Here is an 8,858-nt window from a genome sequence, read left to right as displayed (position 1 = left end):
GGGCGGTAAAGATACCGCCCAGAGGGCGGCGCTACAAACAATAAATTAACAAATTGGTCTTTGTCCCGGTTTCACTGCATGAATATACTCGCTTCCAGACAGGGGCCATCCTCTTTTATAATAAGCCTCCTCTGGCTTTCCCCAGCCTAACTGCAAGAGCATTTCTAAGAAGTCTAACTTTTCCCACTTCCAAATAGCAGCCCATTCAGTCCGTTGCACGATCGCGCCTACATCCTCCGGCCCAATTTGTCGATAATCTTTACCACTGTTGATGCTTAAATACAAGTCCATTTCAACTATTACTAGCTGCCAGAATTCCAGTATCGAAGCTTTAGCTTGTTTTAATACCCTTAAATCACTAGATAAAGCAATTAATTGATCGTCCACTGCGGGATAACAGAGACTATGACCTTTGAGCGTTATTTGCCGCCAGACAATCCCAGACACTTGATGTTCTTCCTGGTATCGGTGAACGGCAGCTTTAAAATCTTGATAAGCCGTAAACTTTTGAACGCCATCCGATTTAAGAAAGCGATCGATCACAGGATTGCCAGTCGAAGGTACTGCTGCCAGTTTGAGACGATGCCCATGTAGGCACGCTTGGCGTTCTGCCTCTAAAATTTTAATAAGTTCTGCCGTGCTGTAGACTTTGGACATCAAAAGCCCCTTATTGTTGCCAAACAGCCCCTCTGATTCTACACCAGTTTTCAACGGAATTGAATCGGCTCCTCCCCAGCTCTGCCCAACCCATCAAGGAGGCTGCTTGATGGGGCCGGTGGGGTTTTGTACTCAACTCTCTCAGGATAAAAAAGCTAGAAACCAAGTAAAATTCGGAGTATAAATACTTATTATATCTTCTAGCTTTTACGTTCTACTATAGGCTCTTCTACTTAAGGTATTAAATGGTCAGAAACCTTGAGCCGATCGCCTCAAAGTGTTGTAGCGATCGCCATTAGTCAGTCAAATCCCAACAATTCACACCTTGCTAAAATTGTCAATACATAAACCCTACTTCCTTCCCAATCCCCACACACAATTTCGATAAAAAACTGGACGTGGTGAAATGGTACTCTCTAAAGAAATACTGTGTGTAAAAGTGGGAGTAATAAACAAATGAAAAAATTAGGTCGCCTGTTGGCAGTATTCGCCTTGTTAGTGAGTTCTTGGGGATGGCTGGGACATCAGAATGTTCTGGCCGCAGATTTAAGCAATTTTGTCATGCCCTCATCCTCTTTCTTGGCGGCTGTCACACCCAGAACTAATCGCGCTGACGACAAGCTAGCCACAGAATATGGCAAAAAACTTGATTTGAACAACAGCGGTGTACGAGACTTCCGGCAATATCCAGGGATGTTTCCAACTCTGGCGGCATTAATTATTAAGAATGCTCCTTACGAAAAAGTTGAGAAGGTACTCGATATTCCGGGCATAACTCAAGCTCAGAAAGACCTGCTGCAAGCTAATCTGGGTAACTTTACCGTGACTGATGTTGAATCAGTTTTCATTGAGGGCGACAACAGACTGAACAACGGACTTTACGACTAGACAAGTCATAGATATTTGTCAATAGTCATTAGTCCTGTCTCTGTGAGCTACTGTCTGTTAATCGTTGCCTGTTTACTGGAACGTTAACAGACAGTAGCTCACAGACACTAATAACTAAGCAATAATAGCTAAATGGCTAATGACGCTTTTTCTTGGCAGGGCAACCTACCCGATCGTTTCGACGTATTGGTTGTCGGTGCAGGCGCTGCGGGTCTCTACGCGGCTCTTTGTCTTCCAGAGCATTTCCAAGTAGGTTTAATCGGGAAAGAGGCCTTACCGATTTCTGCTAGCGATTGGGCCCAGGGCGGGATCGCAGCCGCGATCGCCCCTGACGATTCCCCTAAGCTGCACGTAGAAGATACTTTGTCTGCGGGTGCAGGTTTGTGCGATTTCGAGGCAGTCAAATTTTTGGCGGAAGAAGCCTCTACCTGCGTTGAGTCCCTAGTAAAAATGGGCGTTTCTTTCGACAGAAGCGGGGAAAATCTCGCTCTCACACTGGAAGCAGCCCACTCCCGACGGCGAGTTCTCCACGCTGCGGACACGACTGGGAGGGCTGTTGTCGGCACTTTAGCCGCACTGGTACGGAAGCAGAAAAATATTACTCTGCTCTCGCCTGCTTTTGCTTTGAGCCTGTGGCTCAATCCTGAAACTCAGCACTGTCAGGGCATTAGCCTAATTTGTGGCTCTCAGGTAAACTGGGTGCGGGCGGAAACAGTCGTGTTGGCAACTGGTGGCGGGGGACAGATATTCTCTCAGACTACTAACCCAACGGTGAGTACGGGGGATGGGGTCGCGATCGCATGGCGTACAGGTGTTCTACTGCGTGATTTAGAATTTTTCCAGTTTCACCCCACCGCCCTTACTAAAGCTGGAGCTCCCCGTTTTCTGATCAGTGAAGCAGTTCGGGGCGAAGGTGCTCACTTAGTCGATGACAAAGGCTATCGGTTTACTTTTGACTATCACCCTTCTGGGGAACTTGCACCCAGAGATGTAGTCAGCCGTGCTATTTTCCGCCACTTACAGAATACTGGAGAAGATCGCGTCTGGCTCGATTTGCGCCCAATTCCAGCGGAACGCATTCGCCACAGGTTTCCTAACATCATCCAGGTTTGTGCTCAATGGGGCATTGATGTCTTTCAAGAACCTGTACCAGTATCGCCTGCTGCACATTACTGGATGGGAGGTATTGTTGCCGATCGTTTCAACCGTACTTCAATTCCAGGTTTGTATGCGGTGGGAGAAACTGCAAGCACGGGTGTTCATGGTGCCAATCGGTTAGCGAGCAATTCGTTGCTGGAATGTCTCGTTTTTGGCGCACAAATGGCACATCTGAAGGAAGAGGGGGAGATGGGGAGATGGGGAGATGGGGAGACGGGGAGAGGGAATGAGCTAGAGGGAATTAGTAATGAGGAGTTTGGTGCTGTTCTTGGCGATATTTCAAACATTACAATTGAAAATTTAGAAAATTGGCCTCACCAGCAAGCTATAATACAAGAGTTACGGAGAGAATTACCTATTTTGATGTGGCATAGTGCTGGAATTTGCCGGGGGCAAAAGGCTTTAGAGGATGCGATCGCTCAAGTTGAAATTTGGCGCGAACTATTAGCGACCCTTCCCATCAGTCAAACTCTACTGAATTTACAGCCGGGACAAACTCTTAATTTTTCTCTACCCGATATAGATAACTTAGACTTGCGAACTTGGGCAGAAACTTACAACTTACTAGATGTCGGTTACTTAATTCTCAAAAGCGCAGCCTTTCGGATTGAAAGTAGAGGTGGTCACTATCGGCTCGACTATCCCCTCTCAGACCCAGATTGGTGCAGCCACACCCTAGTCCGACTAGATAATTGGAGCAAATCACCTAGTATCAGGAATCAGTGAACTACAAAATCTCCAAAGATTAGCGCGTCCCAGTGCCATCACTTTTTGGATTCCCATTTGGATCTGGTTCGTAATTTGCACAGTTCAAAAAAGCCGACAGCTCGGAATGTACTGCTGTCGATCCCTTCGAGGTGTGTTGATGACCGACTTCTGCGACCGAGATCGCCATACCCGGCGTACTTAACGGTATCGCAAGTGCCAGCATTGCCATTGTTGTAAACTTAAACAAAGTACCCATATTACCCATAGCCCCATAAAAGTCACCACATTAAATACATTCCCCAATAACTTGATTATATCCGCCATGTCCGTATATTCACTGACATTATTATATTTTTTAAAATTTTGTCTGAGTAAATTTTCAGAGAGCGTTTCAACTCAAGGCTGATTTAGTCACTCAGAGGTATTAACAGGATTTTAACTGATACAGCATTAAAAGATTCTTAAGACTTTAATAAATTTGACTTATCCTTGTTAAAGATTAAATTCCCGATTTAGGCACTTGACATTTCCTGAAAAATAAGATATGGAAAACAGTTAACTGTTAACTGTTAACAGTTAACAGTTAACCGTTAACTGTTAACCCTTAAGATTTTTCTGGTAAACTCGCTTCCAACTTCAGACAATTGCGACCATCTATCTGCAAGCAGTAATCCACCCGATCCATTAGCCTACTCATAATTAACCAGCCATAACCGCTTTCCTGTTTAGCTTCAGGCTGTGGTGGGAGATAAGTATCCATCTCATAACCTTTACCGTAATCCCAGATTTCTAAAGCAATATCGCGGTCTTGTAATTCCAATCGCACCAACACAGGTAAATTAGGTTGGTCTCTGTGAGCGTGGCGGATCACGTTCGAGTAGGCTTCTGCCAGCACCAAACGCAAGCGATTCGATTGGCGGGGCCAATCGATGTGCTCTCCTAGCTCAACTTCCAAACTACTCAGCAACCAGTGTTCGACAATAGTCAAAAATCTCAAGTCGCTCGGCACGTGAAGCTCAGTTTTCATAAAACCTTACGGGAGTATAGAAAAAAATTACCTACTTTTCCCTTTGCCACTGACTGCCAGAGAGGTTAAAAACTAGGGAGACATTCTTAACATCTAGTGGGCTACCACACCCCGGCAGTTCAGTTTAAATGGCTCGACACTGTTTTAGTCCTGAATTAAGAAGTTTGTTTTTCTTCCTTTTTCAAGCCTCCGAATTCTGTTCGGAAGTTAGCAACCGATTCAGAGAACCTCCAGAGAAAGTATGGTTTGGTCGTCTTCCTGAACTGGGTTATCAGCTCGGATACGAGCAAGTAGATTGTCCAAGCTTAAGGAGCCTTGCTCCTCAACCAGGAGCTTCCACAAACCTTCTTGCTGGAGCATAGAACGGGTTTGTTCGCCGCTACCCTCAGCCTGATTAGTAACAGTAGCTTCAGTAATGCCGTCGCTAGTCAGTAAGAATACATCCCCTGACTTGAGTTCGACAGTACCCGCTTTCCCTTTCCAGACTGGCAGTATGCCCAGGGGGATACCACGAGCCTTGAGGAAATTCGGTTCTACCGTCTCGACACCACTGGCTGCTTGAGCCACCATCTCCGGGTGAGACCAGACAAGGGGATAGATATGTCCGGCATTAGCATAAGCCAAATGTCCCGTTGATGGTGTATAACGAGCCACTACCATTGTAATAAAGTGGTTGTTGCCAATCAGGTCATCTGACATACTGCTGTTGATGTTCTCCATGACATGATAGGGATCTGGGGAAGTCTCTTGAGAGAGTTCTCGTCGCATGACAGAAATCGCGCTCACCATAAACAAAGCTGCTGGTACGCCTTTGCCGGAGACATCCCCAACTGCTATCCAAATATCCCCCTGGGAATGGACGTAGACTTCAAAAAAATCTCCTCCAACTTCGCGAGCAGGAAAGCAACAAGCTTGCACTTTGACAGTTTCAAAGTCTGGCCAACTTTGGCGGAGCAGGTTAGTTTGGATTTGACGAGCTACTTCTAACTCGTTACGCATCTGCTGAGCTAAGTCGAGAGTGCGCTGGTAGAGTTTAGCTTGAGAAAGAGCTAGTGCTGCTTGCTCCGCTACGCCTTCGATCAACTGAATATCTTCGGCTGACCAAGTATTAGTAGAACCTTCTTGACAGAGAGCAAGGGCCGCTAGCATTTCCTGCTGGTAGGTCAAGGGTACTACCACCTGGAGGCTGCTGGGGTTATTCTCGCTGCTTTGGTGTAGTTGAGTTTTGCGGCTTTCTACCACCTGACGAAGCAAGTCTTCACTGAGGTCAAAACTGGTGTTTTTCGTGGTTTCAGCTTGGTAAGAGAAGGAGGAAGCTAACAGAGTTCCGCCGTCTACCGGCCGCAGCATACAGTAAGCTGCTTCAAAAGTCTGCCCTACAGTTTGGACAATAGTTTGGAGCATACTGGAGTAGTCTAGCGAACCTCGAATGGCGCTCATCACCTCATTAAATAGGGATTCTCGCCGCAGGGCTCTGCGGAGTGCTAGGCTGCGTTGCTTATAGTATTTGTAGGTTTCCGAGGCTTGATTGATAACGGATTTCAGTTCTTCAGGATTCCAGGGTTTGGTAATGTACTTGAAAACCTGGCCGGCGTTAATCGCTTCCACCAAGTCTTCTACATCGGTGTACCCTGTAAGGAGAATCCGAATCGTATCGGGAAAGCGCTCGACAGTTTTGCCCAAAAACTCAGTACCGTTCATTTCTGGCATCCGCTGGTCAGAAATGATCACTGCCATTTCGCCCTGCTCGTCAAGAACTTGTAGAGCGCTGAGGGCACTATCTGCTTTGTAAACTTGAAAGTCGCGTCGAAACGTCCGGTACAGCAAATCTAGGTTGTCAGGCTCGTCATCGACTACCATCAGTTTGAGCTTGCTCCTATCTCCCTGACTCATAGAATCCTCTACCTTCAGACGAATTTATCAGGTTTAATTGGCTAAGATACATCCGAATAATACGTTGCCTATTGGCTTAAGTCCCGTTTATGTTAAGACCGGGGTTGCTTACTAGATTAATCGTTCTGCCAGTCTGAGCTTAGCAGACCGAGCGCGGGGATTTGTAGCTACTTCTTCAATTGAGGGTTGGATCGGCTTTTTTGTCAATACTTGCAAAAGGGGCGAGCCTTTGAGCTCGTGCTTTGCCAGTCGGTCTTCTAAACTGTGAAAGCTGATTATTCCAATTTTCCCACTAGGTTTTAACCACTGGGGTGCTTGCTTGAGAAAAGTTTCTACGGCGGTGAGCTCGGAGTTGACGGCGATCCTTAAGGCTTGAAAGGTGCGAGTGGCTGGATGTATGCGACCGTAGCGGTATTTGGGTGGTACACAACGGGCGATCGCTTCTGCCAGTTCTGTTGTTGTTTGGAATGGGCGATCGCTAACGATCCGCCTAGCTATCCGCCGCGATAACCTCTCTTCTCCGTAGGTATAAAATATATCTGCAAGTTTAACTTCTTCCCAGTGATTCACGATCTCTGCTGCTGTCAGCGATTGTTGCTGGTTCATACGCATATCCAAATTAGCTTGATGGCGAAAGCTAAAGCCGCGTTCTGGAGCATCCAGTTGAGCTGAACTTACGCCCAAGTCTGCTATTATACCGTCAAATGTTGACTCTTTTGCTGGATAGCGGGCAAAGTTTCCGTGCCAAAATTCGATCTGGGAGCAATTTGGGGCTAAATATTCGGTAAGTTGCTGTTTACAGAAGGCGATCGCGTCCAGGTCTTGGTCGATCGCAACTATAGTAACATCGGGTGCAGCAGCTAAAATTAAACGGGTATGACCACCACCACCCACTGTTGCATCCAGATAGCGTCCCCCCGCACGCACAGCCAGACCCTCAATTAACTGCGGGCCTAAAACCGGGATGTGATAAACGCCGCTCTCAACTTTTGATGCTACGACCTCCTTCTCAGACAACTCAATCTCCTTCATAATGCTAGACAGGCGAAACAAAAATCAACAACAGTTAACAGTTAACAGTTAACAGTTAACAGTTAACAGTTAACAGTCAACAATTACTAATTATGACAAGAATTGAAACCAGAACCGAACCGATGGTACTCAATATGGGGCCGCACCATCCCTCCATGCACGGGGTACTGAGGTTAATTGTCACCCTGGATGGGGAAGATGTGGTTGACTGTGAGCCAGTTATGGGCTACCTGCATCGGGGAATGGAAAAAATCGCTGAAAGTCGCACGAATGTGATGTACGTGCCATACGTCAGCCGTTGGGACTATGCAGCGGGTATGTTTAATGAGGCCGTGACTGTCAACGCGCCGGAAAAATTGGCTGATATTAAGGTGCCCAAACGCGCTAGCTATATCCGCGTAATCATGCTGGAGTTGAACCGGATTGCCAATCATCTGTTGTGGTTAGGGCCATTTTTGGCAGATGTGGGGGCGCAAACTCCTTTTTTCTATACTATGCGCGATCGCGAACCCATTTTAGACCTATGGGAAGCAGCTACCGGTTATCGCATGGTTAACAATAACTATTTTCGCATTGGCGGCGTGGCGGCAGATTTGCCCTACGGTTGGGTAGACAAATGCGAAGACTTCTGCGATTACTTCTGGCCGAAGGTTGACGAGTACGAACGCCTGATTACCAATAATCCCATCTTCCGGCGCAGAATTGAAGGACTCGGCACGATTTCCCGCCAAGAAGCGATTAACTGGGGACTGTCGGGCCCCATGTTGCGGGCTTCTGGCGTGAAGTGGGACTTGCGAAAGGTTGACCATTATGAATGTTATGACGATTTTGACTGGGAAGTGCAGTGGGAGAGTGCGGGAGATTGTCTAGCCCGATATTTGGTGCGAATTCGCGAGATGCGCGAGTCGGTGAAAATTATCCGCCAAGCGCTAAAAGGACTCCCTGGCGGCCCCTATGAGAATCTGGAAGCAAAGCGACTGGAAGGAGGGCCAAAATCTGAGTGGAATGCTTTTGACTACCAGTTTATCGGTAAAAAAGTTGCTCCTACTTTTAAGATTCCTAAAGGCGAACACTATGTCCGCGTTGAAAGTGGCAAAGGTGAACTAGGAATTTACATTATTGGCGAGGATAATGTGTTTCCTTGGCGCTGGAAGATTCGGGCTGCGGATTTCAATAATTTGCAGATATTGCCTCACATCCTTCGTGGTGTAAAGGTGGCTGATGTTGTAGCAATTTTGGGCAGCATCGACGTGATTATGGGCTCAGTCGATCGGTAATAAATCGTAAGATTTGGGATTGAGATGGATTGATATAATAAACTTAGCAATCCTAAGCAATCCCAAATCTGCTGGCAACGTCTGCTCTTGTATCACTAAATCAAACAGGACTTACGCAAAACTATCCGTAACGCCGCCATCCTGGCGGTAAAGTTATCTCTTATACACATCTCCGAGCCCACGAGACAAAGCTCCAACACGTCTACCGTCTTCTGCTT

Annotated in this window: 7 protein-coding genes; 3 read left to right on the top strand and 4 right to left on the bottom strand. The window is 46.8% G+C overall.

Going from position 1 to position 8,858, the window contains the following annotated elements; all coding sequences use genetic code 11:
* Positions 1-45: 45 nt before the first annotated feature.
* Complete coding sequence (locus PY364_RS21050; protein ID WP_275525952.1) at positions 46-657, bottom strand: hypothetical protein; 612 nt, start codon at positions 655-657, stop codon at positions 46-48.
* A 456-nt stretch (positions 658-1,113) separates the two neighbouring features.
* Between PY364_RS21050 and psbU the strand changes: the two genes are divergently transcribed.
* Positions 1,114-1,545, top strand: a complete 432-nt coding sequence (gene psbU, locus PY364_RS21045; RefSeq protein ID WP_275525951.1) for a photosystem II complex extrinsic protein PsbU — start codon at positions 1,114-1,116, stop codon at positions 1,543-1,545.
* 132 nt (positions 1,546-1,677) lie between these two features.
* Complete coding sequence (nadB, locus tag PY364_RS21040; RefSeq protein WP_275525949.1) at positions 1,678-3,429, top strand: L-aspartate oxidase; 1,752 nt, start codon at positions 1,678-1,680, stop codon at positions 3,427-3,429.
* 586 nt (positions 3,430-4,015) lie between these two features.
* Here the strand turns inward: nadB and PY364_RS21035 are convergent.
* The 3 genes from PY364_RS21035 to rsmH all read right to left on the bottom strand — a co-directional run bounded on the left by PY364_RS21035 (position 4,016) and on the right by rsmH (position 7,363).
* A complete protein-coding gene (locus PY364_RS21035) occupies positions 4,016-4,438 on the bottom strand; it encodes an anti-sigma regulatory factor (protein WP_019487489.1) in 423 nt (140 codons plus the stop codon).
* A 219-nt stretch (positions 4,439-4,657) separates the two neighbouring features.
* Positions 4,658-6,331, bottom strand: coding sequence for a SpoIIE family protein phosphatase (locus tag PY364_RS21030; RefSeq protein WP_275525947.1), 1,674 nt, complete (start codon positions 6,329-6,331; stop codon positions 4,658-4,660).
* Positions 6,332-6,442: 111 nt separating this feature from the next.
* Positions 6,443-7,363, bottom strand: coding sequence for a 16S rRNA (cytosine(1402)-N(4))-methyltransferase RsmH (gene rsmH / locus PY364_RS21025; protein ID WP_275525945.1), 921 nt, complete (start codon positions 7,361-7,363; stop codon positions 6,443-6,445).
* Between the two features lie 92 nt (positions 7,364-7,455).
* Between rsmH and PY364_RS21020 the strand changes: the two genes are divergently transcribed.
* On the top strand, positions 7,456-8,640 hold the full coding sequence (locus PY364_RS21020) for an NAD(P)H-quinone oxidoreductase subunit H (RefSeq protein ID WP_275525944.1): 1,185 nt from the start codon (positions 7,456-7,458) through the stop codon (positions 8,638-8,640).
* Positions 8,641-8,858: the final 218 nt, after the last annotated feature.

Origin of the sequence: Kamptonema sp. UHCC 0994 (genome assembly GCF_029167235.1) — a bacterium.
GTDB lineage: Bacteria > Cyanobacteriota > Cyanobacteriia > Cyanobacteriales > Microcoleaceae > Kamptonema.
This window is presented reverse-complemented; position numbering and strand designations above follow the sequence as displayed.